Raw genomic sequence first — 22,823 nt, forward strand, 5'->3', positions numbered from 1 at the left:
CGATCAAGGGCTTGGTCCCCGTCCCCGACGCCGCGAGCACTTTCGTGATCGCCGCCGTCAACGTCGTCTTGCCGTGGTCGACGTGACCGATCGTCCCGATGTTCACGTGCGGTTTCGTCCGCTCGAATTTCGCCTTTGCCAACCTCTGCGTCTCCGTATCGATTATGGGTCATTGCGGAAGCGCCGCAATCGCTCGTTGGCCGGGTATCTCAAGACACGCTTACGCACACCCCGGTTTCGCACTCCGGGATGCGAACCGCTAAAATTCGCGCCCGAGAGGAATTGAACCTCCAACCTCGGCCTTAGGAGTGCCTTGCTCTATCCATTTGAGCTACGGGCGCGCGCGTGAATCGAAAAGCCCTCGGCGGGGATTGAACCCGCGGCCTCGTCCTTACCAAGGACGCGCTCTACCACTGAGCTACAAGGGCGCGCCTGACCGCTGGCCGTTCCTTATACTATCGGAAGGGCGACCACGGCGCAAGGGCCGAGCCGCGCGGCAGGCTCGAGGAAGTCTACTTCCTCTGCACCATGTGCTCGACGCTTTGCACGCCCGAGGCGACGGCCTGCTCGCCGCGCATGAAGAGCCCCACGATCCAGCGGATCGTCGCGACAACGCCGATGATCGCGAAAAGGAAGATGAGCGAGAACGTCCAGGCGGCTGCGTGCAGCAGGTTGGCGACGAACTGTTCCATAGCGTCCTCCGAAAAGAGTCGCACCAGTTAGCAGACACTATAGGCCTATGACCGCGGATTACCTGCCGCGCCCCAACCGCGTCATCGCGAGGGCGCGGCTGATTCCGGCAGCGGCCATCGATTCGCCAGCGGCATGCGTCGCACGCCGCGCGGATACGTTCCGCCTCGGTGTTTCGCCAAATAGTCCTCGGACAGCACAGCGAGATACTCGAAGTTCTCCCACGCCATCGTGTTCCCCATCGCCGCGCGGCTGAGAGCCGTGACCCCCTCCAGCCGCCGCCACTGCAACAATATAAGCCAATTGTAGCGGTCGAGCAACATGTCTCGATCGACGATGCCGCTCTTGACGAGTATGCCCAGCTGTTCGTATGCGTTGCCGACCAAAACCGACGCGCGCCGAATTTCGACGTAGCTTTGATCGACAGCGGGCGCAGGCCGATTCAGCGTCAGCGCTATTTCATACTCGCGATAGACGGGATCTTCCATCGCGGCAGCTAGTTTGTGCCGCACGAGGTCGGCGGCGTCTGCGTATTTCTCGGTCGACAACTCCTCGCCGATCGCCAAGAGCGCGCTGATCTGATTGCCGGCGCGCATATGCTTGAGCTGCACGAGCGCTGCGATGGCCGTCGCTGCGACGATGACGATCGTGAGGATCGGGGCGATCGAGTTGAGGAATTCGAGTGACATGGCGGCCTCCGCACCAGCAAGAACGGCCGCGTGTCAACGTTCGCGACCGTCCCTCGAGGTCTATGGAGCGGGAGACGGGTCTCGAACCCGCAACATCCAGCTTGGAAGGCTAGCGCTCTACCAATTGAGCTACTCCCGCCCGCTGTGTTATCGTTGGCCGAGCGTTTGAAAATGCCCTGGGTTAATAGGCGTTACTACTTCGAGTTTGGGCAGGGTAGGATTCGAACCTACGTAGCGCGTCGCGCGGCAGATTTACAGTCTGCTGCCATTAACCACTCGGCCACCTGCCCGTGATTGGGAATGTGCCTTATCCTACTCGGGTCGGTAGATTTCCTCGGGCATTGCGAGTGCGAACGCAGTCAGGTCGCATCGTTTCCTGCTTTCGCCAGGAGCATCGCTTCAAGCGTTGCCACGCGAGCGCGAAGAGCCGCCGCCTCGATGTGTCCGAACGCAGTCGCGGCGTTTCGCACGAGTGGCACAAGTGCGCGCTGCTCGTCCGGATCGATATCGGCACCGCTCCGATGTGCGCCGTAGACAACGAAGCCGTCGAGCTCGCCACGCATCGTTACCGGAATCGCGAGCACGACGCTAGCCGTACCGTGCGACTCGCCGAAGACCGAAAGCGGCAACGAATCGAGCCGCACTGGTTGGTGCTCCGAACTCAGATAAAGCGGCAGAGCGTCGTTTCGGCCGACTGAGCCCGTAAGCGATACGAACTGCCCGGACGCAGCTGCTTTGGTGAAGGCGGCGCCGTCCATCCGGTAGACCGCTGCGCCGGTCAGTCGGAGCGCCTCTATCGGCAAGCGCACGAGCGTCTGTGAGACGGTGTCTTCGTCTGAAGCGTGGATGATGCCGTTAGCGCTGCGTTCGAGTTGCAGCTCCGCTCGATGGCGCTCGCGAAAGATCACTCGGTCGATGACAACATCGACTCTGCGGTGCGCGGAATTGAGCGAGAAGCCGAGGAGGAGTGCGACGATGATGTCGATGCTCAGGCTTACGCGTGATTCTGCGAATGAGCGGGACAAGACGGCATCGAGCAGCGAGAAGATCGCCACGAGCGAAACGGTGAGCACGCCGTAGACGAGCGTTCGGCTCACGACGAAATCGACATCGACGACGCGCTTCCGGAACATCGCATAGGCTGCCGTAAGCGGCAATACCGCCTGGATCGCGATCAGGCTCGCGTACGCGCCATACGAGAGGGGTCCTGGATAGAACCAACCAGCGATATAGTGCGCCGGCACGACGATGAGCAATGCCGCGATCATCCATCGCAGGCGCTGGCGTGACGCGCCGTCATCGTGCCGATACGAATCGATGAGGCCGAGCAGCATCATGAACAACGCCAAGCCGGCAAAGGCGTCGACGATGCTCAGCCCTCGGTCCGATGCGGCGCCAAAAAGGACTTCCAGTAGTGTCGCCACGGCTGCGGCCGTGAATGTCGCAGCAATCGCCAGCCGCCGCCATGGCGTCCATGGTTGACCCGCAAAAGCGAACGCGAACAGCACGCCGCCGATGCCTGCAAGACTGAAAAATATCGAAAAGACGTACGAGTCCACGTTGAGGAGTATCGGGGGGATTACGTAATTGGAGACCGCCCCCGGCAGATTGATGACCATCAAGCTATAGAGAAAGAAGCCCCAAGTCGCTATCTCCGGTCGCGTCAGCAAGAGCGCGGCGGCAATGCCGATCGTCAAGAACGCGAGCACGAAGCGCAACGCAACAAAGGCCTGGACCGAAGCAGGCTCGGGGTCGGCGACGAGGGCGACCGTCCTCGTGCGACCGCCGCTCGTGACGGTTCCCGAGAGCTTGTCACCCGGGCTCCACGCCACACCTCGGATGACCGCGTAACGCGAAAGTCGTGTGGCGTCACCGAACGCTATGCGATCGCCGACGTGAAGCCCGGCTCGCTCGGCAGGCCCACCGCTGTCCACACGCGTTACGATCGTGCCCGTGGAATTGAACCCGTACTCGCCGAGCGGGAATCCGATGAAGCGCCGGATGTCGAGCGGAGAAAATCCGAGCGATAAGACGATCAGGACGATGACGACGACGAGACGTGATACCATGGAGAGTCGGAACATGCGCCGCGTGTGCTCCTATAGAGCAAAAGGGGCTAGCAACGCCCGGGTCTAGTGCAGTAGGTCGACGCGAGTCGGTGATTCGATCGTCTTTCCTTCGACCTTCTTTTCGACAAACGTCACGCGGACGTGCGTCTTTCCGATGACGAGCTTCGACGGCCAGCCGGTGCACGGAAATTCCGGGCACCACGGCAGCTGTTTTCCTTGGAACAGCGGCTTCTTGAGATTGTCGAACCATAAGCGGTGCGTGTGCCCGTCCGACGTCTTGACGGTCACATCGGTGCCTTCGTTGCCGCTCGCGTAACCGGTGAGCACCCCGTCGATCGTTCCGGCGCGCGCAAGACTCACGCTCGCGAGTACGAGCATCGCGGCAGTAAGACAAACAATGGACGTGCGTCTAATATTCACGTGACCAGGCTTCTCACCTGGTATGACCGTTTTCCTCGATTGGAGCTAGGCGGTCGACTTAACCGTTGCCGGCGGCTTGACGTGGACGAGGCCGATGCCTGCGAACACGATCGCCGCTCCGAGTATCGTCGTCATCGCGATGTGCTCGCCGGCGAAGAAGACGCCGAGGAGTACGGCGATGATCGGCGTGATGTACGTCAGCAGATTGAGCCTGGTCACCGGCATGACGTGCATGAGCGTGAAGTAGGCCAAAAACGCGACGCCGTTGCCGAGGACGATCAGATAGATGATGGCAAGCGTCGCCGTCTGGGTGAAGACGACTGGTTCCGAACGTTCGGTCGCGAGCGCAAGCACACCGAGCACGACCGATCCGATGAGTTGCCCGGGTCCGACCGTTGCGATCGCCGGCACGTTTGCCGCCAAACGCTTCGCGCACACCGACGCGACCGAGGCGCAGACCGCCGCTACCAGCACGGCGATCGCCCCGTCCGCAGGCGCATGCGCTGCCGACACCACCTCCGACCAGAAGATAACCGCAACGCCGCAGAAACCGCAGGCGAGCCCTAACACGTTGATAGTGCTCAGCTGCTCCATACGCAGGACGACGGTCGTGAGAAGCGACGTCACGAGCGGCGTAGCGGCGAACAGCACCGCGACGAGTCCGCTCGGCACCGTTTGCTCGGACCAATAGACGAGTGCGAATTGGCACCCGAAGAGCAACACGCCTTGGATGACGATGTGGATCGCGTACGTCTTCGTCCTCGGCCACTGCGTCCGCATGAGGAACGCAGCAGCGATGAGCAACACGCCCGATATCGCCATCCGCAATCCGGCACCGACGAACGGCGGCACGCCCTCGAGACCGAAGCGGATCGCGAGCCACGTGCTGCCCCATACCCAGCACATGAGCGTGAATAGAAAGGTCGTGCGAAGCGAAGAGCTCTTCGGTGTCGTCATCGTCCGATGTCGGATCTCGCGGTTACGCGACCTCGTTGCGCAGCAGCACGGCCTTGCGGTCGTTTCCCCATCGGTAGCCGCCGGCCGAACCGTCGGAACGCAAGATCCGATGGCAGGGGATGACGAGCGCGATCTTGTTAGCCGCGCACGCGCTTGCGACGGCGCGCACAGCCTTTGGCCGGCCGATCGCTTTCGCGAGCTTCGCGTACGTGGTCGTCGAACCGCGCCTGACCTTTTGGATCGCCTGCCACACCTTGCGCTGGAATGGACTACCGCTCACGTCGAGCTTGACATCGCCGCCCGAGCGGCCGGCGATCCGCGCGCGCACCGAACGCAATGCCGCATTGAGGTGCATCTTGGCGGCACGTTGCGTGGAAGCGTTCACGTCGGCGATCGTCGCTTTTGGGAACTCCGCGCGCAGATCGGCGATGAGCGAGGTGGCTTTGGCTCCGAAGCCGATCGCGGCGATGCCGCGCTCGGTCGTCGCGATGAGCGTCTTGCCGAGCTTTGTCGTCTCGATCGTGTAGACGATCGATTCGCCCGTACCGCCTCGGCGGTATTTGCCCGGGCTCATGCCGAGCGCCCCGTTCGCATGCGCGTATGCCTGCTTCTGGCCGGAAAACCCCGCGTTGTGAGCCGCGTCGAGGACGGTATCGCCCCGCTTCAAGCGCGATTTGAGCGATTCGCTGCGGCGCGTCGCGACGTACATGCGAGGCGAAACACCGGTCGCAGTCGCGAAGACGCGTTGGAAATGCGTCGGACTCATGCCCGCCGCACTCGCGACGCGAGTGAGCGGCAAATCGTCCTCGAGATGCGATTCGATGAACCCGATCGCCCGCTTCACCGCTTCTTCTGCTCGCGTGTCGCCGTCGGGCCGGCATCGCTTGCACGCGCGGAAACCCGCCCTGCGTGCTGCGTCGGTCGAGTCGAAGAGGATGACGTTTTCCGGTTTCGGCGCTCGTGCCGGACAAGACGGGCGGCAGTAGATGCCCGTCGTGCGAACGGCGTAGATCTTCATCTTCATGCCCTTTCCACGCGCGCCGCGAAGCACCCTCGCTTCGCGTTGTGCACGTGCAGATACGCGGTGTTTGTAGCGGCGAAGAAACGCGCGATCAGCGATTCGAGCGCTTCGCCTTCGACGATATCGGCGTCGACCATCATCCCGTCGGCGTCGAAGGCGCGAACGGAAAGCGTTCGCGTGCGAAGCGCCGGTGGGATTTGCTCGACCGCGTCGAACCTGCGGCGCGCGTTCTCTCTGACATAGATCGCGTGCGACGAGCGGTACGGCGTCGATGCCGTTTGATGCTCGTAGTTGAGGAGCAAGACGCTCTCGCCCGGCTCTGCGTCGTCGAGCGTGATGCGACAGGGATAGCCCGGCTTCTCTGCTGCGCTCGTGCGGATGATATGCCGTGCGGCGAGCTCGTCGTCCGACATTTGGAACAAGTCGAGGAACGGTTCGGGCGCAAGGCCCACGATTCGATAACTCATGGGCAAAGCATAACGCGAGGCGCGCTATGCGCGCGCCCCGTTTCTTGCGTTCAAATCCTCGTCGAAAGGACTAGGTGCAGTTCGGCTTGACCGACAGCGTCCTCGTCATGCCGAATTGCGGGATGACTGTGCCGACCGTCCAGAACTCGGTAAGCCGCGGCACCTGCGCCGTCGCGGTCAGGATCCGCACGTCTTTGTTCGGATTCGGCACGATGATCTGCGTCCACGCGTTGCCGTCGAAGAACATCGAAAAGCCTTGCCCGGTCGCCGGGATCTGCCCGACCGCGAATACGCCGGTCAAGCTGCGAGCGGAGATCCCGGAGATGATCGTCGACGGATCGACCGCCGGCCCTTGCTGCGCCGACCAACTCGTGCCGTTGAAGAACTCGATCGTCGACGACCCGCCGCACGCGCCCGCCGCGAAGATGTAGCTCGGCGCCAGCGCCGTCATCGTCGAGAGGCATGCGGTCGATTCAAACGACGTCGTCCAGTTCGAGCCATCATAGTGCTCGATCATCGTGCCGCTCTGGCCGTTCGACGACCAATCGCCGAGCGCGAAGATATTCGTCCCTGAGAGCGCCGCGATCGCGATGAGATCGCTCTGCGTGTTCTGCTGGACCGGGATGTTGAAGTCGACCCACTTCGTGCCCTTCCAGTGCTCGATGAGCTGCTGCGGTCCGTACATAGTATTGCGGAAGCCGACGGCCCACGCATCTTTCCCGCCGATGCCGGTGATCGCGTTGAAGCGTGCCGGTTGCCAACCGCTCATGAGGACCGGCGACGTTGATGTCCACGACGTGCCGTCGAAGTGGAGCGCGATGGGCGCGGCGGTACTCGGATCGTTCGACGTCGTCGCGAAGCCGGCCGTCCAGACGTTTTTGTTGTCATTACCGCCGACGGAGAGCAGCTGCGTGAGCGGCGCCATTCCGACGATCTGGGTCGTCCAGGAGCTGCCGCCCCAATGGTCGATGACGTCCTCGTACGTGCCGGTCGATGCCGACGAAGAATCGCCGACCGCCCACACGTTGCCGACGTAGAACGCGAGCACGGAGTTCAGTTCGTTGACGCCATCGCCCGGGTTCGGCGTCTTGAGCTGCGACCACGTGCACGATCCGGCGAAAGCGGGTTGTGCGACGGTCGTCGCGATAAGAACGGATGAGAGCACGGCGAGCGAGCGAGCGCGCAACGCGAACGACATCATGGACCTCCGGCGACCTGAAGTGATTACAGTCTAACGCGGCGCCTTGACGGGAGCCTAGGGTCGAACGTCCCCTTGGGCGGAGGCTAGGACCGCTACCGAGAATCGTCAGTGCCATGTCGCCGTTCGAGACGATCGTTCCCATCGTTTCGCTGGTCGTCGCATTTGCGACGGTCATCGTCACCGCCGTCCTCATGCACCGCCAGGCCCGAGAGATGGCGCACGAGCGCAACGCGCTCGCGCTCCTCGAAGCGATCGACCGGCTGACGTCGCCGGAACTCATCGCCGCCTTCGACGAACTCGCAAATGCCAACGAGCACTACACGACCGACGAAGATTTCATCGCGCGCTATTCGCAATCGGCAGATTCGCGCGCGAACTTCGTCGTCGGTCAGATGATGGAGACGGTCGCTTGCCTAGCGAGACGCGAGGTGCTCGACGCGTCCCTCATCGTCGACGCCGTCGGCCACATGATCAGGACCCGCTGGAAAGCGCTCGAACCGTTCATCACGCGCCGGCGCCGCCTTGAGAATAACGAATACATCTACGAGAACTTCGAATGGCTCGCGAAGTACAGCGCATGGTGGAAGGACATTCCCCGGCCGCCGCATCCGAACTACGACCCGCGCCAGTTCAGCTGATTCTCTGTAGCGGTCGAGCTTCAGCTCGACCGGAGACGAGCTCGCCTGAAAGGCCGCGGCGGTCGAGCTAAAGCTCGACCGCTACATCCTCAACCTTTTGCTTTTCCGATCGCGTCGGCGACCATCGCGTCTTGCGTCGCCGGATCTTTCCACCGCGCCTGGGCGTCTTTCGACAGCTGGTCGATCGGGTCGTAGTAGAGGAACCACTCGCCGGGCTTCACGCTCGGTGCGCTGTAAACGGCGATGCCGTTCTCGCGATCGTAGTAGTCGAACGAGTGGAGATCGCGCTTGCCGCCTCCGCCGGGTGCGTCGCACAGGAAGAGCGGCGTGTTGTAGCCGGCCGTCGACCCGCGGACGAACTTCTCGATGTCGATCGCCGTCTGGATCGTCGTGCGCAGGTCTTCGACGCCCTTGACCATATCGTGCATGTACACGTAGTACGGATGGACGTTGAGGTATCCGAGGCGCTTGACGAGCAGCCGCATCGTCTCTTTGTCATCGTTGACGCCGCGGATGAGCACCGACTGGTTGCGCACGAAGACGCCGCGCTCGAAGAGCAACCGCATCGCCTTCTCCGTGATCCACGTGATCTCGTTCGGGCTGTTGAAGTGCGTGTGGAGGACGACGTCCTTGCCCATCGTCCGTCCGCGGTCGACGACCGATATCAGCGCCTCGGTCCACGCATGGTCGGTGAGGATCTTGCTCGGCAGAATCGCCGGGCCTTTCGTCGCGAAGCGCATGCGCCGGACGTTCGGGATGTCGAGCAGTGCGTCACCGATGCGCTTAAGGCTCTTCGCCGGCAGTTGGTACGTGTCGCCGCCGGAGATGACGATGTCCTGCAGCTCCGGCCGGGATGCGATGTAGTCGAACGCGTCTTGCCAGCGTTTTGGGTCGGTCGCGAGCTCCGCCTTTTCGACGACGTCGGTATCGCCGCCGATCGCATACGAGCGCGTGCAGAACCGGCAGTACACCGGGCAGACGTTCGTCGGCAAGAAGAGCGCTTTGTCGACGTAGCGATGGGTGAGGCCGGGCATCGGCGAGTCTTCGAGCTCGTGGAGCGAATCGAGAGACAGCTTAGGGTGATCGGGCAGCAGCCGCGACGCGAGCGGTATGAACTGCGTGCGGATGGGATCTTCATACGGATTGGCCCAGTCGATGAGCGCCATCGCATACGGCGACACGCGGACATTCATCGGCGCGCGATGGAAGCCGGTGCGGAGATCTTCAAGGAACTTGGGCGAGACGAGATCTTGGACCGTATTGGCGAGCTCGTCGACCGTTTTCACCGAGTTGCGATACTGCCAGACGTGGTCCAGAAACGTCGGCTCGTCGATGTCTTTGTAAGCCGGTATCTTGCGCCAGAACTCTCCTTGCAGCAGCCGTTCGTGCTCGAGCGCCGACGGATCAGCCGGCGGTTTCACATGTCGGTGCGGTTCGGGCGCGTGGATCTTCGAGATGTCGCTGATGGCCATTGGCTTCCTCGTCGGTCGATGCGAAAATGCGAGATGCGTGCGGTCAGGAGCGTCCGGCGACGACGCTGCGCAGCCGCCTGGGTGCGGCGCCTTGGTGGTCGAGCGCGATGCCGCCACGTTCGAAGGGCGTCGAGAGCACGATGGTCGTCTTCGTGCGGATCATGCCGGGGATCGCCTTGGCGCGCGCGAGAAATTCGTCGAGGTGCTCGGTATTGCGCGTGACGACCTTGAGGACGTACGTCTCCTCACCCGCGACGCTGTGGATCTCGCACACTTCGGGAAGCTTCGATACGTTGTTCGTGAACTCGTCGTACCCGGTCTCGCTCGATGTGTAGCAGCTGACGAAGGCGGTGAGCCCGCGCCCGAGCTGGCGGCCGTCGAGCTGCGCGCTATACCGGCGTATGAAGCCGCGGGCTTCGAGGCGCTTGACCCGATCGTGAACCGAGGGCGCTTTTAGGCCGACGAGCGCGCCGAGTTCGGCGTAAGTCGAACGGGCGTTGCGTTGGAGCGCTTCGAGCAGTCCGATATCGAGCTCGTCAAGGGCTGTGCGGTCGATCATAAGGCCAATTCCGATCTAAGCTCACGATTTGTTCGGTGGCCTTACTATACCATGGAATGAACGTTAGGTTCAAGATGGCTGGGGGCTAACCATATTCTCCCGGGACGCCAGCTCCGAGCGCCAGGTGATGCCCAGGGGCGGCCGCACGAGCTTCGGCATCGGGCTGTCGTCGTAGACATGTGAGAGGCCGAACGCTTCGAGGATGTCGAGTCCGCGGCGCACCTGGACCGGCGATATCGAAGCCTGCCAAGCACCCGTGACGCGGGATGAGCCGGACGACCAAGCCGTCGTCAGGGTCGACTTTGAGAGGGTCGTGTGCGACGGCTTTTTCACGAAGTCGGCGACGCGCCGATCGAACGGCCGCCCGATGTGCGCGAAAATCTCCGGCAACACGGCGAGCGGTTGGGCGGCGAGCTGCTCGTAGAACACGACGCCGAGTTCGCCCGGCTTGAACTGCGAGAGCGGGATGCCGATCTCGACACACCATGCCGCGACGTGCCGCTCGAACGGCGTCTGGCATCCTCGCATCAAGTCGGCGAACGGCGCAAGGTAGTCTTCGACGAGCTGCGGCTGCGAGAGGAACGAGGCTTCGAGGTCGACGTCGGCGCCGGTCTTCGCCCGCGACGCGGCGATGGCGAACGGATGACGGACGATGAGGACGAGCGGCATTCCCGGGAACTGTTCGTAGAGCCAGCGCAGGAACAGGTTCACACGGATATCTTTGATGATGCGCCGAGCGCATATCACCTTGCGGTTGTGTTGGTCGACGAACCATTCGCGGACGAGCCCCGTGACGATCGCGCGAGCCGGGGCGAGGTAGATGCGGCGCGTGTCGTCGGGCCGTAAATAAGTGTGATCGCCGAAATTCACCGACATCGCGACGCGCATCGGATCGAACGGCTCGAACATGAAGCGGCTGTCGTTGCGGAAGTTGAGCAGCTGCGCGAGCCAGGTCGTGCCGCTACGGCCCATGCCGGCGACGAATGTCGCGCGGCGCGGGTCGTTGTCGTGATCGATGTAGTAGCGGACTTGGATGTTGCGGATCGCAGGTCCGAAGAGCATGCGGGCCTACTACTCTATAAATGGAGCGGTCGACCTTTACGATCGACCGCTCCGCCTCTTCCGACCTACGCGGTCACTTGACAGTGACGGTCGCGAGCATGCCGAGGGCGTCGTGGACGAGGCAGTAGTACGTGAAGGTGCCTTTCACCGTGAACTTCAGGCTGAAGCTCTGTCCGGGGAAGAGCGGTCCGGAGTTCACGAGGTGGCTGCCGTCGTACGTGTTGCCGCCGGATGGAGGAGCGAACGGATTCTTGTCGGGCGGCGGCGTGTGACCGGGTCTTGGCACCGTGATCGTGTGCGGCTCGTTGTTGGACTCGTTTACCCACGTCAGCGTCGTGCCCACCGGGATGGTGACCGAGTCGTGGATGACGTCTGTATCGAGGAAACGCAGCACCGTCGGGTTTACCGGAGGTCCGCTCGCGAGGCCCGGTGCGATGCCTGCCGCGAGAGTCGTGCCGCCGTGCGCGAACGGGAATTGGTCGAGCGAGCCGATCGCCGCGTCGAGCTCATGCCTGCTCGAGATCGCGCCTTGCTGATCGTAGTAGCTCTGCGTATGCGGATAGACCGCGCCCTTGTTCTGCACGATGACGACGCCGGCCATCTCAGGATCGTGGAAGAGGCACTCGTACGGATACGTTCCCGGCTTCGTGAATTTGAGCGTGTACTGTTGTCCGGGGAACAGGATCCCCGAGCTCGTGTAGATGTTGCCGTCATACGTGTCGCCGCCGTAGCGCTTGGTTATCGGAATGAACGGCTGCGTCCGCTTTCCGAAAAACGTCACCGTGTGCTCGTTGCCGCCGACGGTCCACGTGATCGTATCGCCTTGATCGATCGTTATCGAATTCGAGAAGAAATTAAGCGCTTGAAAAGCTTGGTCGTGCAGGTTCGCGCCCACCGCCACCTGCCAGTTTTGGCCGGTGTTCGGGTTGAGAGACTTGCCAGGCTGCATGAGCGCCGGCCCCGGCCCGCCAGGGTTGGCCGGCAATCCAGTCGAGCCGCTGCACGCAGCAAGACTGCCGATGATCGCTATCACGAGCATGGCGAACGGGAATAAACTTCGATTTCGAATGCTCACCGACGTACCTCCATCAAGCTTGTAGAGAGCGTGTACGTGAAATGATGAATCCGAATCCGCGGTGTCTCCAGCGTCAGGCTATGCCGATTATGCTAGACTTGGCGCCGCCGAGCCGCAATAGGCACTTCGACCCTAGACCATTTCGCAAGGCGCGAGTGAGCCTCGTCACACCTCCCGCGTGCCGGTAATGGATGGGCGTCGGCCCGTGGTCATATGGGCGAGGATTGAAGAATATCGTCGTGAGCAAAAGCCAATCGTTCGCCGACCCCTTGCTGAAGCTCGTTCGTGCCGTCACGTCGTCGACGTCGTCGTCTGCGCGTCAGCCGCGCCGCGCGCCACGCCTGCCCGTCAAAGTCACCGCGCAGCTTCATATCGCGAAGCAACCGCCGGTCTCCGTCATGTTGAAAAACATCTCGGTCGGCGGTGCGAGCATGACGAGCCACGTCCGCCTCCGCGTCAACGATCGCGTGATCCTCAAAGTACAACTGGCATCGGAGCTCCGCGTCGAGATCCCGGCTCGGGTCGTCCACACCGGCGCGCGGAACAGCGACTTCAAGTGCCAGTACGGCCTCAAGTTCACCGGCATGGCGCAGCGCGACTACGACAAGCTCGCGAGCTTCATCCACGATCCTAAGAACGGCTGGCAATTCGACGCGCCGCCGCCGCCCTGGAGTCCCGACGCGGCCTGACCTTCGTACTTCAGGAACGAACGCGGCTGCGGCCTCGCATTTTGAAAGGGAGCGGTCGAGATTCATCTCGACCGCCGCGGCGTTACCTCGGGCGGACGGCGACGAATACGTCGCGGCCCCACTTGTCGCGAACGATCGTCGGCTCAAATCCTGTTTCGCGCAGCCATACCGTCCATTCGTCACGGCCGAAGAGCCCGTGGATGTGGCGTTCGTGTACGACGACGCGCGTGCCGTTGCGATCGCGCAGCAAGATCGCATAGTCGGTGACGCACGTCGAGTCGGTCGGGTCGGGATCATCATGCCACTCGATGTAGCGTAGTGCGCGGTCGCCATCGTCGTGGCCGCCCATGTCGGCGGATTTCTCGAAGGTTTCGCGGACATGGTCGGGGACGAACAGAGAGACGCCACCCGGCTTCGTGTGCTCCCACGCTGTGCGCATTGCGGCTTTCAGATCCGCCTCGCTCGTCATGTAGCAGATCGCGTCGTGGACGAATACCGCATCGAACGCCCGGCCTAACCGAAGCGTGCGCATGTCGCCCTCGACATGTTCGCACTCAGGATTGATGAAGCGGCTGACGTCGAGCATCCCAGGCGCGATGTCGACGAGCGTCATCGAGCACGAAGCCTTCATGAACGAGGCGTTGTTCCCGCCGCCGCTACCCAACTCGAGCATCGTGCGCGGCGCGGGCGAAATCGTACGATCGAACAGGCTGCTGAAGAACGCCGCTTCTTCCTCATAGTCCGAAGGCTGCGAGAAAAGCGGCCACCACGGCGCGAGTTCATCGTATATCTTCACGTTGTCACTTCACCGTGACCGGAATCGTGGTGCTGTTGCCTTTTTTGTCAGCGATCGTCAACATGCAGGTGCCATCTGATATCGCCACGACCGTGAATGTGTCAAGCGTCTTACCTTTGGTCACGTCGACGATCCCGTCGTCCGAGCTTTGCACTTTCCACTTCCCGGAGTACTTCTTCTCCGAGACCGTGATCTTCTGCGATGCGCCTGGTGCAGCGAGCGTCACCGACGCAGGCGTGACATCGATCTTCGATGCCAAGCGCACGAAGACCGCACCCTTACCGTTGAGCGACCCGCCAAACCACACGTCGCCGTTCGGCGTCACCGTCAGCGCTGTCGCGCGTGCAGTCGGTCCGCCCGGCAACGGGATCGTCGAGATTTGGCCGTCAAGTGCGATCTCACCAAACGACGGAGTGCTATCGATAGTGAAGTCGAGCTTATCAGGCCCATCTGCGACGATGTCCCTAGGATTGCCGCGCACCGCGAAGGCCGTCATCGATCCAGACGGCGTCACCCTGAGGATGTGACCATCGCGTTGCGCATCGTTAACGACGACCCACACATTACCGTCACCGCCGACCGTGAGCCGGAACGGAAGCCCCGATGTGTCGCGTACCGGATACTCGGTGATCGCGCCAGCCGGCGAGACCTTGCCGATGATGCCCCTGACTTGCGCCGATCTCGGCGGCGAATCGAACCCGCAAAACCAGACGTCGCCGCCCGGACCTGCTGCGATCGCTTCGCCTGCGTTCATGAGGTGCGGCTGATACTCGGTCGCGACACCGGTCGACGTGATCTTCCCGATAGCGCCACCATCGCGAGCGACGAACCACAAGTTCCGGTCGGGCCCCAAGGCGAGACCGATCGCGTCCTTGTCCGGCCCGCCGATCGAAAACTCCCTTATCGGTCCATCGGGCATCCGGATCTCGCCGATCTTCCCGAACCATTCGGATACCCACATGTCCCCCTTCGGCCCGGCAGCCACTGCGACCGCACCCGCTATCTTACTCGGCATAGAGATCGTGTCGTACGAGCCGTCAAAGGCGACGCGCAGTACCGGCGCATCTACTCCGCCCGGTATCAGCCAGACGTGCGTTGAGAATCCGGCCGCGATGGCGAAAACCGGTTCGTCACCGAGCGAAGTGAACACGGCCCAACCTGGATACTCCGCGCTCGCCTGGACGGCGCGCGGTGCGGCCGATTTTTCGCGGCTGCGACCGGCGGGCGTCGATGATTTCGAGCAAGCGACAAGGCACGATGCCATCGCGACTATCGCGATTGTAATGTGGAGAGGTGATCTTTTCACGCTGTTCATTATATCATCAATCACGCCGAAGCCGGCGCCGTGGAACGACGTACCACATGAGGAGCGTATACGCCAGCACCACGAGATAGAGCGCGGTGAAGAACCACAGCGGCATATCCCAGTGCATAACGCGCGTGAGCACCGCCTGCGCGGCCGGCATCTGCCCTGCGGCGCGCCCGGCACGGTCGAGAAGATCGAACTCCCACACGCTGAGGAAGCACGTCTGCCCCAAGACCTTTTGTAGCGCGATGAGGATGACGATGCCGAAGTGCGCACCGCGCCACCAAATCGAATAGACGAACGGCCATCCGAGGCGCGCACCGAGCGGTATCGCGATCATCCCGAAGACGACGAAGGACGCGATGAGCGCGTGGACCGTCAGGACGAGCTGGGCGAGGTGAAGGGCGCGATCCTCAGACATCCCGGACTGGCGTTCGACGGTATCCGCCCACGAGCCGCCTGTTTAGTGATACCGGTCGCACTGCCGGACACATGGCGGGGCGTCGGGGCGGCTACAAGCCGATGAGAAAGGTAGCCCTCATCGGGCACCGATTCTTCTTGCCTACGAGCCGGGGTATGGACCAGCTTTTTTCTACCGAGCATCTCCTCGCGCAGGCCGCCGAACAAGCGCCGACGACGATTCTGCTCCTGCATGCCAAGCCCGGCGATAGCATGCCCCGCATCATCTACGCAAACCCTGAAGCGCAGGCGTCGACAGGGCACGCGCCGAGTGACCTCATCGGCAAGCCGGTCTCGATCTTTCACGGCCTCGAGACGGACGCCGTCGCCTTCGCGCAATTCCGTGCAGCCGTCCTGAAAGACGGCGCCGCCAAAATCCGCGCGCTCGAATATCGCAAGGACGGATCGACGTTCTGGGTCGAGTTGTCGAACCGCCGCATCGGCGATCACCCGGACGGCGGTGCGATCATCCTGAGCGTCCGGCAGAACATCGATGCAGAGATGCGTCTGCGCTACATCGTCGATGCTTGTTCGGACGTCATCTCACGCCACGACTCGGCGGGCCGCTTCACGTACGTCTCTCCATCGTGTGCCGACGTCCTCGGTTTCAGCGTCGACGAGCTGATCGGCACCCGCCTCGAAGACTACATCCAATCCGAGGATCTCGTCCGGCTCGAGGGGCAGAGCAGTGAGTCCGACGTCTATGAATCGACGTATCGGATGCGCAGGAAGGATGGCGTGTATATCTGGGTCGAGGCGCGTGGCCGGATCGTGCGCGCAGTCGACGACCAGCGGACCGTCCGAGAAACGCACCTCCTCACGCGCGACGTCTCTCGCCGGATGCGGGCGGAATCTTCGCTCCACGAATCGGAGCGGCGCTACCGGAACCTTTTCGAGACGAGCCCGATCCCGATGTGGATCTACGATCCCCAAACGCTCGCGCTGCTCGCCGTCAATAAACGTGCCGTCGACCAGTACGGCTTCACCCTCGACGAATTCGCCGCGATGAAGCTCACCGACGTGCGGCCGCAAAGCGACGTCCCCCGCATGCTCGAGCGTATGGGGCAGCGGGATTCACCGTTCCACGACCACGGCATCTGGACGCATCGGCGCAAGGATGGATCGCTTCTCGACGTGCACGTCACGTCATCGGAGATCGAGTGGTCGGGTAAAACGGTCCGGCTCGCGCTACTGCGCGACGTCACCGAGAAAAAAGAGGCCGAGGAGCGTCTTGCGTTCCTCGCGCATTTCGACACGCTCACAGGCCTGTCGAACAGAGTTCTCTTACGGGATCGGCTCAGCCAGAGCATCGCGGCGGCCGGCCGTAACAACCGGCTCGTCGGCGTACTGTTCATGGACCTCGACCAATTCAAAGAAGTCAACGACTGCCTCGGCCACACGTCGGGCGACATCGTCCTGCGCGACGTCGCCGCTCGGCTCAATGCGGGAATGCGCGAAGGCGATACGCTGTGCCGTTATAGCGGCGACGAGTTCATCATCGTCCTCAACGACGTCGCGTCGCTCGACGACGTCGCTGCGTACACGACACGAACGCTCGCCGCTCTCATGACGCCGCACGTCATCGATGGGCGCGAGATCACGACGACCGCGAGCATCGGCATCAGCGTCTATCCGAACGATGGGAACGATATCGAGACGCTCGTCCGCCATGCCGACGTCGCGATGTACCAGGCGAAAGCAGAGGGGCGCAACGCCTTCCGCTTTTATCAGCCCGCGATGCAGGAGTCGGTCTCGCACCGGATGGTCGTGCAAAACGATCTGCGACGAGCGATCGAGCGCGAAGAGTTCGTCCTCCATTACCAACCGATACTCGACCTGCGTTCGGGCAAGGCGATCGCCGCTGAAGCACTCCTCCGCTGGAACCATCCGGAGCGAGGGCAGGTCGGCCCGGGCGCATTCGTCTCTATCGCCGAGGAGACCGGTCTTATCGTTCCGATCGGCCGCTGGGTCCTCGATCGCGCGTGCCTCGACCTCGCGGAGTGGAAAGCGCAAGGCTTGCCCGACGTCGACATCAGCGTCAACGTGGCGCCGCGGCAATTCCGGCGCTTCGAGCTCATCGATGAGGTCGCCAACGCGCTCATCATCGCGTGCGTCTCCCCGAAGCGGCTGCGCCTGGAGATCACCGAGAGCTTGCTCATGGACAACGATCTCCAAGCGCTCGACATCATGTCGAAGCTCAAGTCGACGGGCGTGCGAATCGAGCTCGACGACTTCGGCACCGGCTACAGCTCTCTCGGGCGCATCGGTGCGTTCCCCATCGACGGCCTCAAGATCGACCGGTCCTTCGTCGGCAAGATCACCCATGACGAACATTCTCGCGTCATCGCTCGCGCGATCATCGGTTTGGCGCAAAGCCTCGGACTCGGCATCATCGCTGAAGGCATCGAGACCGCCGATCAGGTCGAGCTGCTCACCGCGTTCGGATGCACGCAAGGCCAAGGTCACTTTTTCAGTCAACCGGTACCCGCGCACGAATTCGCCCAATGGCTCGCGCGGCAGAAGGCGGCGGACGGCACGCTCAAGACGCCTGGCGCCAAACATCGTCGCCGCGGGCGCTTCCAAGAAGCGATCGAAGGCTTCGAGGCTCGCCCTGCGGCGAAACGCGCGGGCGGCGGATAGCGCCGGTAAATCCCGAGCCCTGCGTCGGTAAGTTCGGCTTTTGCGCGGAGACCCGACATCGCGTGGGACTCGCTATCCGGCTGCGCAAAAATTGCGGCATGAAGAATTCGTGGGCGATGGCCCTTTGCACCGTCTGCCTCACGTCGACCGGCGTCGCTCGAGGCACCGACATCGCGAGACCGTCCTGGCTCCCGGCGGATGCGACCGCCGTTGCCCCATGCGTCGAGGCGCTCGGCGACATCTATTGGAACCCGAAGCGGCTGCCGTTCGGCCCGACCTACGGGGTTCACGATGGGAAACCGGTCTTCGAAGAAGTGATGATCTCGCAACGCGACTTCGAGAAGGGCTTCGACCTCAACGACGTCGGCAAGCCGGTGCCGCCGTTCCCAGTCGACCACATCGACATCTGGTTCGCACCGCACGGCCACGATGGATTCCCGTCGCCGCACTATGACATCATGCTCGTCTTCATGCCGCACGCCGAACACATGCATCTGTGCGGCAACAAGAGCGGCGCCATGCCGGACTTCGTGTTGCAGAGCGGCGGATGATGCGGTATGCCGAGCGGAGGGCGCACCGCGCTTCGCTCGGCATACCACTAAAAGCGCGCCCTAGAAGCGCTTCACCCCCGCGGTCGCGTTCGCGATGATGACATTTGCCCCGACCGGCAGGCCGAGCGTATTGTTCGTCGTCACGACGAGATGGATCGCATTGACGACGATCTTGGCTGAGTGCGCACCAAGCGATCCGTGTTGCTCGTTGAGCACCACATAGCCGAGGTTCGCGATGTTCACCATCGTATTCGGCGCGGGCGACGACGAGATCGGAATGCCGGCGATCGAACCGTTGACGATCGTCACCGATCCGGATCGCGAAGCCGATCCGTTGAGCGCGGCCGACGCGTCCGACGTCACCGCGTCGGCGGCGATGAGTCCGGCGAGCACGTTCACGTTTTGGACCTGCGACTGCGCTCCGGCAGACGACCCACTCGACGAGACTTGGCCCATCGCCGTGTCCACCATCGTGCCGAGATTCGCGAACGTCAGCGTCAACTGCGCGAGATCGTCTTCGGCTGTTCCGCCCGTGCAGGGTATGCGCGCCGGTGCCCACGGTCCGCTCTTCGCCGAACCCGGACCGACAAGTCCGGTCGCGAGCAGGGCATACGAGCTCGCATCGACGGTCACCGGTACCGGCGGCGTCGCGATGCTCGAGTCTGCATGGCCCACGATGATGCTCGCGCCGATCGGAAGGCCGAAGCTGTTCGACTGCGTGATCCGCACATGGATCATATTCACGGTGATGCCGGTCGCGACGGAACGGTTACGGCTCATCAACTCTTCGTTCAAGATGACGACACCTAAGCCACGCAGCGGGATCCGCGTGTTCGGGGCCGGCGTGCCCGAAATCATTTGACCGCCGACTGTAAGGCCGACGAACATGGAGCCGCTCGCATTGCTCGACGCCGACCCATTCGTCAAGCCGCTATTGGCGACGGCTTGGACCGTCGTGGCGGTGATGACGCCACTAAGAACATCGACGCCTTGGATGACCGAAGAGCTTTGGACCGCGACGTTTGACGAGCCGTAGGTGCTCGTCACCATATCCGACGCGGTGCCTGAACTCGTGATGATCGGCTCGAGGGTTATCGAGGCGACCGAGTTCTGATCGGTGGCCGATCTCGTATCGCAGGCGAGCGATGCGGGCGCGATCGGCCCTGCCGACAGGTTATTAGGGCCGCCTATGTTCGCGTCGATCTTTGCCGCGTACGCGTCTCCATCGGCGATCGCCGGCTGATGCGCGGCGAACGCCGCAGTCCGGCTCGCAGCGAGGATGATCAAGAGCCCAAGTGCCGCCGTCCATGTCCGCTTCATTGGTTCCCTCCTTGTGACAGCCCGGGACCCATTCGTTCGCGATCCGACCGTGAACCGAGCCCAGGTCATGAACCAAATGTAAAGCAGCGGCCATTACACGCTGGGAACAGTTCGCGCCTAGACCTGGCGCTTTGGCAAGTTCCGGCCCAGCGGCAGGTTGGCCGGGAACCAGGGCTGCCGGTCGATAATGCCACTAGAGGACTTTGCGGCGATGAGTTCTTCGACGACTGCTACAGCCGGAACGCGTGCGTCCCTGATCGACGCGCGGTATCTCATTTCCATTGCGCTTGTCGCGACGGCCTACATCGTTTTCGCCGAGATCGGCTTCTCGATGGCGTACGCGACGAAGCAAGTCACCGCCGTGTGGCCGCCCGCCGGTATCGCCGTCGCATGCCTCCTCGTCTTCGGCTATCGGATCTGGCCGGGCGTTTTCCTCGGCGCGTTCGTCAGCAACGCGCTGAGCCACGAACCGCTGTTGACCGCCGCGGCGATCGCCGTCGGCAATACGGCCGGGCCTATCGTCGGTGTTTATCTGCTGCGAAGCATCGGGCGTTTCGATCCGGCGCTCGAACGCGTCGGCGATGTCATCGCATTCGTGCTGGTCGCAGCGGCGGCGGCGATGACAGTGACGGCGACGAACGGCACGTTCAACCTCGCGTTATCCGGCATCATCCCGTGGTCGGCGTTCGCGCCGACGTGGCGGCTTTGGTGGACCGGCGATGCGATGGGCGTCCTGATCTTCGCACCGCTCATCCTCACCTGGCTCACACCTACCATTCGCGCGCGGGTCACGTGGACGTCCGCCGTCGAAGCGGCGGCGTTGGGCGTGGCGCTCGTAATCGTATCCGCGCTCGTTTTCTTGAAACCGCTCGCGTCCGGCTACGACGTGTATCCCGTGCTCATCTGGGCCGCGTTGCGATTCCGACAGCGCATCGTCGCCCTCGCGGTCGTCACGATATCGGCCATCGCGATCTGGGGATCCGCCCACGGGCTCGGACCGTTCAGCGAAGGAACGCTCGACGTCCGGCTGAGCGAGCTTGTCACGTTCGTCGCGATGCTCGCCGTTAGCGGGCTCATCCTCGGAGCGGTCATCGCGGAGCGCCGTCAAGCCGGCGCGCAGGCGGTAGCCGCAGAGCAAAGATTCCGGCTGCTCGCCGAAACGGTGCCGCAAATGGTGTGGATGGCCGACGGCTCAGGCTGGATCGACTGGTGTAACGAGCGTTGGTACGAGTTCACCGGGCAGACGGCCGACGAAGCGGCCGGGTGGGGTTGGCAGCGCGCGTACCATCCCGACGACTATCAACGGATGATGCGCGATTGGCCGCGTTCGATCGCGACCGGCGAACCGTTTTCGATGGAGTCGAGGATCCGGCGCCACGACGGCGGCTATCGCTGGTTCCTCGTCAGGGCGGAGCCGATGCGCGACGAGCGTGGCACCGTCACGCGATGGTACGGCACGAACACGGACGTCGATGCTCAAAAGCGCGAGCTGCAGCAGACGACTCGCATCGCGGACACGCTTCAGGCCTTCTTCTTGCCCGGCGCACTGCCTCAGCGGCCCGACGTGCGTTTCGATGCGCTCTATCTGACTGCCGAGCAGACGGCGTTTGTCGGCGGCGATTGGTACGACGCGTTCGATTTCCCCGACGGCCGGATCATGGTTTCGATCGGCGACGTCGCGGGCCATGGCGTCGCCGCGGCGATGACGGCCGCCCGGATGCGCCAGAGCATTCTCGCAGCAGCGCTCGACGCCGACGACCCTTCGACGATCCTCGCAAAGACCAACGACCTGCTGCGATTGCAAGAAAGCACGATCGTCACGGCGCTCGTGGCGCTCATTGACCGCGACCTCCGAACGATGCGCTTCGCGAGCGCGGGTCACCCGCCGCCCATCATCGGCGCATCGACTATTCCGGCTCGTATCCTCTCATGCAGCGGCATGCCGCTCGGCGTCGACACCGATCTGCGATTGCAGACGCATGTCGTGCCGCTGGCGCCGGATGCGGTCGTGCTCTTCTATTCCGACGGCATCACCGAATTCAAGCGCGACGTTTTGGCGGCCGAAGCGGCGCTCGTCCAAGCCGTGTCGGCTATCGTCGAGACGGATACGTGGCCGCGGCCGGCACTCGCCGTCCAGAGCGCCGTCATGGGCTCGAACAAGGCGACCGACGATGCGGTGATCGTCGTGCTCCAGTTGTCGCCCGCGCCAAACGGTCCGATCTCGGTCGACCCTGCCGGTCGGAAGACGTGGTTGTTCCACTCGAGCGACGCATACTTCGCACACGCTGCCCGCCACGAACTCATGGCGTTCTTGCGCGACTACGGCGCTTCCGAAGAGGACCTCGCGCGCTCCGAGCTCATCATCGGCGAGCTCCTTGCGAACACGGTCAAGCATGCGCCCGGCGTCGTACGCCTCGAGATCGACTGCCATGGAGTCCATCCGGTGCTCACGATCTCAGATGCAGGGCCCGGCCTTCCGAATTTCGCCGTCAAGCTGCCCGACGACGAATTCGACGAAGATGGCCGCGGCCTCTATCTCGTCGGCACGCTCGCCGATGCTGTGAGCGTCGATTCGAACGACGGCATCGGCACGACATTGACAGTCGCTCTGCCGATCGCTCGCGCCGCTCGAACGTCTTGGCACGCTCCGTCATAACGCACGACTGCGCAGATTTTTTCATTCACCGTTGTTTCAGCGGTCGCTGATACGCTGGCCGCCACTGTAGCACGCCGACTAGAGTT

Annotated in this window: 22 protein-coding genes and 4 tRNA genes; 5 read left to right on the forward strand and 21 right to left on the reverse strand. The window is 62.9% G+C overall.

Annotated features, from left to right (window positions below; translation table 11 throughout):
* The 13 genes from VFO25_13135 to VFO25_13195 all read right to left on the reverse strand — a co-directional run.
* Positions 1 to 142 (reverse strand): GTP-binding protein (locus VFO25_13135; protein ID HET9343851.1); only part of this gene is annotated, 142 nt, incomplete at its 3' end.
* 125 nt (positions 143 to 267) lie between these two features.
* Positions 268 to 341: transfer RNA gene (locus tag VFO25_13140), tRNA-Arg, on the reverse strand.
* A gap of 15 nt (positions 342 to 356) precedes the next feature.
* Positions 357 to 428, reverse strand: a tRNA-Thr gene (locus VFO25_13145).
* 84 nt (positions 429 to 512) lie between these two features.
* Positions 513 to 692, reverse strand: coding sequence for a hypothetical protein (locus VFO25_13150; protein HET9343852.1), 180 nt, complete (start codon positions 690 to 692; stop codon positions 513 to 515).
* Between the two features lie 81 nt (positions 693 to 773).
* Positions 774 to 1,379, reverse strand: coding sequence for a hypothetical protein (locus VFO25_13155; GenBank protein HET9343853.1), 606 nt, complete (start codon positions 1,377 to 1,379; stop codon positions 774 to 776).
* A 63-nt stretch (positions 1,380 to 1,442) separates the two neighbouring features.
* A tRNA-Gly gene (locus VFO25_13160) sits at positions 1,443 to 1,518 on the reverse strand.
* 67 nt (positions 1,519 to 1,585) lie between these two features.
* A tRNA-Tyr gene (locus VFO25_13165) sits at positions 1,586 to 1,669 on the reverse strand.
* A gap of 69 nt (positions 1,670 to 1,738) precedes the next feature.
* Positions 1,739 to 3,463, reverse strand: coding sequence for a PDZ domain-containing protein (locus VFO25_13170; protein ID HET9343854.1), 1,725 nt, complete (start codon positions 3,461 to 3,463; stop codon positions 1,739 to 1,741).
* A 48-nt stretch (positions 3,464 to 3,511) separates the two neighbouring features.
* Positions 3,512 to 3,868, reverse strand: a complete 357-nt coding sequence (locus VFO25_13175) for a hypothetical protein (GenBank protein HET9343855.1) — start codon at positions 3,866 to 3,868, stop codon at positions 3,512 to 3,514.
* 45 nt (positions 3,869 to 3,913) lie between these two features.
* Complete coding sequence (locus VFO25_13180; GenBank protein HET9343856.1) at positions 3,914 to 4,825, reverse strand: EamA family transporter; 912 nt, start codon at positions 4,823 to 4,825, stop codon at positions 3,914 to 3,916.
* Between the two features lie 22 nt (positions 4,826 to 4,847).
* Entirely contained in the window at positions 4,848 to 5,849 is a 1,002-nt protein-coding gene (locus tag VFO25_13185; protein ID HET9343857.1) for a methylated-DNA--[protein]-cysteine S-methyltransferase, read from the reverse strand.
* Positions 5,846 to 6,313: a DUF1203 domain-containing protein gene (locus VFO25_13190; GenBank protein HET9343858.1), complete on the reverse strand. Its 468-nt coding sequence runs from the start codon at positions 6,311 to 6,313 to the stop codon at positions 5,846 to 5,848. Before VFO25_13190 ends, VFO25_13185 begins: the two co-directional genes overlap by 4 nt.
* Positions 6,314 to 6,383: 70 nt before the next feature.
* Positions 6,384 to 7,514 carry a hypothetical protein gene (locus VFO25_13195; protein ID HET9343859.1) on the reverse strand — a complete coding sequence of 377 codons (1,131 nt, stop codon included), beginning with the start codon at positions 7,512 to 7,514 and terminating at the stop codon, positions 6,384 to 6,386.
* A gap of 113 nt (positions 7,515 to 7,627) precedes the next feature.
* On the opposite strand from VFO25_13195, the gene VFO25_13200 reads away from it, so the two are divergent.
* The gene (locus VFO25_13200) at positions 7,628 to 8,152 is read left to right on the forward strand and encodes a DUF4760 domain-containing protein (protein ID HET9343860.1); all 525 of its coding nucleotides are present in this window, start codon (positions 7,628 to 7,630) and stop codon (positions 8,150 to 8,152) included.
* 89 nt (positions 8,153 to 8,241) lie between these two features.
* Here VFO25_13200 and VFO25_13205 read toward each other — a convergent pair whose 3' ends face one another.
* The 4 genes from VFO25_13205 to VFO25_13220 all read right to left on the reverse strand — a co-directional run bounded on the left by VFO25_13205 (position 8,242) and on the right by VFO25_13220 (position 12,320).
* Positions 8,242 to 9,624 (reverse strand): KamA family radical SAM protein, encoded by a 1,383-nt coding sequence (locus tag VFO25_13205; GenBank protein ID HET9343861.1) that lies wholly within the window; start codon positions 9,622 to 9,624, stop codon positions 8,242 to 8,244.
* A 43-nt stretch (positions 9,625 to 9,667) separates the two neighbouring features.
* Positions 9,668 to 10,183: an Lrp/AsnC family transcriptional regulator gene (locus VFO25_13210; protein HET9343862.1), complete on the reverse strand. Its 516-nt coding sequence runs from the start codon at positions 10,181 to 10,183 to the stop codon at positions 9,668 to 9,670.
* A gap of 69 nt (positions 10,184 to 10,252) precedes the next feature.
* Complete coding sequence (locus VFO25_13215) at positions 10,253 to 11,245, reverse strand: sulfotransferase (protein ID HET9343863.1); 993 nt, start codon at positions 11,243 to 11,245, stop codon at positions 10,253 to 10,255.
* Between the two features lie 73 nt (positions 11,246 to 11,318).
* Positions 11,319 to 12,320 carry a plastocyanin/azurin family copper-binding protein gene (locus VFO25_13220; GenBank protein HET9343864.1) on the reverse strand — a complete coding sequence of 334 codons (1,002 nt, stop codon included), beginning with the start codon at positions 12,318 to 12,320 and terminating at the stop codon, positions 11,319 to 11,321.
* A 239-nt stretch (positions 12,321 to 12,559) separates the two neighbouring features.
* Between VFO25_13220 and VFO25_13225 the strand changes: the two genes are divergently transcribed.
* Positions 12,560 to 13,009 carry a PilZ domain-containing protein gene (locus tag VFO25_13225; GenBank protein ID HET9343865.1) on the forward strand — a complete coding sequence of 150 codons (450 nt, stop codon included), beginning with the start codon at positions 12,560 to 12,562 and terminating at the stop codon, positions 13,007 to 13,009.
* Between the two features lie 82 nt (positions 13,010 to 13,091).
* Here VFO25_13225 and VFO25_13230 read toward each other — a convergent pair whose 3' ends face one another.
* The 3 genes from VFO25_13230 to VFO25_13240 are packed head-to-tail and all read right to left on the reverse strand — an operon-like array spanning position 13,092 to position 15,532.
* Positions 13,092 to 13,805 carry a class I SAM-dependent methyltransferase gene (locus tag VFO25_13230; GenBank protein HET9343866.1) on the reverse strand — a complete coding sequence of 238 codons (714 nt, stop codon included), beginning with the start codon at positions 13,803 to 13,805 and terminating at the stop codon, positions 13,092 to 13,094.
* Positions 13,806 to 13,809: 4 nt separating this feature from the next.
* A complete protein-coding gene (locus VFO25_13235) occupies positions 13,810 to 15,069 on the reverse strand; it encodes a hypothetical protein (GenBank protein ID HET9343867.1) in 1,260 nt (419 codons plus the stop codon).
* 58 nt (positions 15,070 to 15,127) lie between these two features.
* Positions 15,128 to 15,532 carry a DUF2784 family protein gene (locus tag VFO25_13240; protein HET9343868.1) on the reverse strand — a complete coding sequence of 135 codons (405 nt, stop codon included), beginning with the start codon at positions 15,530 to 15,532 and terminating at the stop codon, positions 15,128 to 15,130.
* A 155-nt stretch (positions 15,533 to 15,687) separates the two neighbouring features.
* Between VFO25_13240 and VFO25_13245 the strand changes: the two genes are divergently transcribed.
* Together VFO25_13245 and VFO25_13250 are read left to right on the forward strand one after the other, a co-directional pair.
* Entirely contained in the window at positions 15,688 to 18,210 is a 2,523-nt protein-coding gene (locus tag VFO25_13245; protein ID HET9343869.1) for an EAL domain-containing protein, read from the forward strand.
* A 98-nt stretch (positions 18,211 to 18,308) separates the two neighbouring features.
* Positions 18,309 to 18,761 (forward strand): hypothetical protein, encoded by a 453-nt coding sequence (locus tag VFO25_13250; protein ID HET9343870.1) that lies wholly within the window; start codon positions 18,309 to 18,311, stop codon positions 18,759 to 18,761.
* Between the two features lie 60 nt (positions 18,762 to 18,821).
* Here VFO25_13250 and VFO25_13255 read toward each other — a convergent pair whose 3' ends face one another.
* Positions 18,822 to 20,081 carry a choice-of-anchor P family protein gene (locus VFO25_13255; GenBank protein ID HET9343871.1) on the reverse strand — a complete coding sequence of 420 codons (1,260 nt, stop codon included), beginning with the start codon at positions 20,079 to 20,081 and terminating at the stop codon, positions 18,822 to 18,824.
* A gap of 211 nt (positions 20,082 to 20,292) precedes the next feature.
* On the opposite strand from VFO25_13255, the gene VFO25_13260 reads away from it, so the two are divergent.
* Complete coding sequence (locus tag VFO25_13260) at positions 20,293 to 22,737, forward strand: MASE1 domain-containing protein (GenBank protein HET9343872.1); 2,445 nt, start codon at positions 20,293 to 20,295, stop codon at positions 22,735 to 22,737.
* Positions 22,738 to 22,823 lie beyond the last annotated feature (86 nt).

This window comes from Candidatus Eremiobacteraceae bacterium, from assembly GCA_035710745.1.
Classification (GTDB): Bacteria; Vulcanimicrobiota; Vulcanimicrobiia; order Eremiobacterales; family Eremiobacteraceae; genus JANWLL01.